General features: G+C 53.6%; 3 protein-coding genes and 1 pseudogene. 3 read left to right on the forward strand and 1 reads right to left on the reverse strand.

The window, feature by feature from the left end; genetic code table 11:
* The first annotated feature begins 70 nt into the window (after positions 1 to 70).
* Entirely contained in the window at positions 71 to 211 is a 141-nt protein-coding gene (locus DJ74_RS19970; RefSeq protein WP_394338303.1) for a hypothetical protein, read from the forward strand.
* 48 nt (positions 212 to 259) lie between these two features.
* Here the strand turns inward: DJ74_RS19970 and DJ74_RS19855 are convergent.
* Positions 260 to 883: pseudogene (locus DJ74_RS19855) on the reverse strand (hypothetical protein); the annotation flags it as partial.
* A 90-nt stretch (positions 884 to 973) separates the two neighbouring features.
* Between DJ74_RS19855 and DJ74_RS00655 the strand changes: the two are divergent.
* Both DJ74_RS00655 and DJ74_RS18475 read left to right on the forward strand, forming a co-directional pair.
* Entirely contained in the window at positions 974 to 1,270 is a 297-nt protein-coding gene (locus DJ74_RS00655) for a hypothetical protein (protein WP_074796968.1), read from the forward strand.
* A gap of 523 nt (positions 1,271 to 1,793) precedes the next feature.
* On the forward strand, positions 1,794 to 2,264 hold the full coding sequence (locus DJ74_RS18475; protein ID WP_141212061.1) for a hypothetical protein: 471 nt from the start codon (positions 1,794 to 1,796) through the stop codon (positions 2,262 to 2,264).
* Positions 2,265 to 2,289 lie beyond the last annotated feature (25 nt).

Consider the following 2,289-nt stretch of genomic DNA (forward strand, 5'->3'; position numbering starts at 1 on the left):
CCAACCCCCCGCGGATCCCCACATACCCACGCTCAAAACGACGGCCATAGTCGATACAAACTCGTGTGCCATCCTCGATCTTCACTGCTCGGCACACTGGCCTCACGATACGCAAACTGGCCGTCGAGTCGCCCTGCGTAACACCGAGAAAATCGAAAGTCTCGCCGGCGACAAAGGCTATGACGACCAATCTCTCCGGGACGCCCTCTGATCGGAGGGCGTCCCGGAGAGATTGGTCGTCATAGCCCTTGTCGCCGGCGAGACTTTCGATTTTCTCGGTGTTACGAAGGGCGACTCGACGGCCAGTCTGGGTGTCGTGAGGCCAGTGTGCCGAGCAGTGAAGATCGAGGATGGCACACAAGTCTGTATCGACGAGTGCCGTCGTTTTGAGCGTGCTTATGTGGCGATCAGAGCGGTGTTGGTAGTGTCTCGATGCCGTTTCCCGATCGAAGAATGTGGCATCGATGGCACCGTGCGAGCCCGGATCGCAGATGGTCGCTGACTCATGAAGGAAGCCGCGCCACACTGACATGGGCACCCTCTCAAACGACCGGTACAGCGTTGAGGGTGCGGGAAATGCCGTTCGAGCGAGCTGTAACAGACCACGAACGCGATCCATCTCACTCGCCCAATCGACGACCTCGCGGTACGTCGCATCCATATGAACCCGCAAAAAGTGGAGCGTGACATGCTTCCAGCCGGGAAATCCGTTGCCAGTCGGATCACTCACCGCCGTTGGACTGGCGGCGCAGCGCTTTTGAGCCAGCGACGCGGCTTGCTTAACGAAGCGGAAGAGGAGTTTAGACGGCTCTGTTGAAATCCTCAGCAGGTGATATGTTTTTGCAGCTGTGCTGAATATAGAGCACGAGTCGGTCAGCGCCATCAGCACCGTTTCACGATCACACTATACTCGTCTCAGCGGCGGGTACGCAAACCCAGCAATATTTGAACGTCGCCGGAGACAACACGCTTGATGCCCTCCATTATCGATGAGACCGTGTTCGGCGAGCCCTCTAGAGGGGTTGGACTGGTTTTTCTCTGTGGCGCACTTCTGATAGCCGGGCAGCAAGCGTACTACGTCATTCTAAAAGGGGCGACGCTCTACTATGCCACACTATTTATTGGTGCTGGGATGGCCCTCTCCGGCATTGCCGAGTCCTTGCCAAAATCTCGACGACGGGCTTCTGGTGCCCTGCGACTCACAGCGATCGCTGTACTGGCGGGTATTCTCGTGATCGGCTTCGTCAGGCCCGAGCTCCTCTTAGTGTGATTGAGCCGGTTGGGTTGAGTTCACCGCTCTTGTAAGGAGTTCATTCGCACGGAGGACTCATTGGGAGTGACCGAAAAGACAAGGGGTGAACTTGCTACACACACCCTCTGTATCTCGCACGCCGGTCCTATCAGTTCCTAAGGATTTCAACAGAGCCGTTTAGACACATTCGGCTCTTCCGCTTCGCTCCCATCTTCAGAGCGACGCTATCCCGCCGCCTTCTGCGGATTCAACAGATCAGTCAAACAGGAAATTCACCACTTAGAGGGCCCCTGTTATGCCGATGAATAAAAATAGTACACCTAATCCGCGATAAAGCCAGACAGGGTGTTGGACTCTTCAGATTGGCTGGGCGATGAATGCCGAAGGAACTCAAATCCAACCGTGTGAATTCGCTTCGGAAGTACAATGTAGGCAAGCCCAAGGATTACAACAATGATGTATCCAACGTGCCACAGAATGTTCATATATCGTTTTTAACAGAGCCAGTAGTTATATTGTCTTCTTTGGAAACTGGTAGGGTATGCTGTCCAGACGGGATCTTCTTACCGGGATAGCTGGTGGGTTAAGTCTTTCAGCAGGCTGCCTCGGTACTGATGAAACAATCGCACGTTGTTCGAGCAGAGGTGAAGGAAGTGGGAATCAACATCTCCGGTCAGTGGCTCCGATAACCGGGGAAGAGGAAGTAGCGCTGGGAATCATGGTCTCAGAGGCCGATGTCTCGAATAAACGATTTGATGCGATCAATGTACGAAATGTAGATGGTGGCCTTATGACCCGTATTCCCCTTGAGACAAATCGTGGGATGAGTAGCCTTGATCCTGATAATCATCCGGTGCTAAGTTCGGAAAGGGGTGAACTGTATGCGGTATCGCTCAATGAACCACCAGTTCATGATGAGGTGGTGGCTTCGCTCGTGAATCCTGCAAGTGAACAAATTACTACTGCTCGATTACGATATAACTGCTACTCAGAGGATGGGAGCCTTCCCTAATTTGCGAACGCAGCGTGGAATATTC

The sequence above is a fragment of the Halorubrum sp. Ea8 genome (genome assembly GCF_002252925.1).
GTDB lineage: Archaea > Halobacteriota > Halobacteria > Halobacteriales > Haloferacaceae > Halorubrum.

Excerpts from the sequence above, each read along its gene's own strand:
- DJ74_RS00655 (WP_074796968.1), top strand. The coding sequence starts at position 974 with ATGCCCTCCATTATCGATGAGACCGTGTTCGGCGAGCCCTCTAGAGGG.
- DJ74_RS18475 (WP_141212061.1), top strand. The coding sequence starts at position 1,794 with ATGCTGTCCAGACGGGATCTTCTTACCGGGATAGCTGGTGGGTTAAGT.